Origin of the sequence: Streptomyces megasporus (assembly GCF_000718985.1) — a bacterium.
Lineage (GTDB): Bacteria > Actinomycetota > Actinomycetes > Streptomycetales > Streptomycetaceae > Streptomyces > Streptomyces megasporus.
Genome location: NZ_JODL01000173.1, coordinates 1 through 308 on the forward strand (window position 1 = coordinate 1; position 308 = coordinate 308).

Annotated in this window: 1 protein-coding gene; it reads left to right on the top strand. The window is 75.6% G+C overall.

Annotation, left to right across the window (positions count from 1 at the left end; all coding sequences use genetic code 11):
• Nucleotides 1-308: hypothetical protein (locus IF47_RS28485; RefSeq protein ID WP_037733459.1), on the top strand; the 308-nt coding region annotated here is incomplete at both ends.

Consider the following 308-nt stretch of genomic DNA (forward strand, 5'->3'; position numbering starts at 1 on the left):
CCGGCGGGCCGGCCGCGCCGAGGGACGCATCGAGCGGCTCGCCGAGGACGTCACCGAAGCGACCGCCGCGCGTGAGGAGGCCGTCGCGGCGCTCCAGCGGTTCGCGGCGACGGGACTGCTCGCCGTCGCGCTGCCCGACGTCGATGTACCGGACGACGGGGGAGGGGCCTGGGCGGCGACCCCCGCCATCGCCCTCGCACGGGCCGTGGAGTCACGGCTCTCCTCTATCGATGACACCGACGCGGCCTGGGAGCGCGTGCAGAAGCGGCTGAGCGAGGAGTTCGGCAGGCTCCAGGACGCGCTGTCGC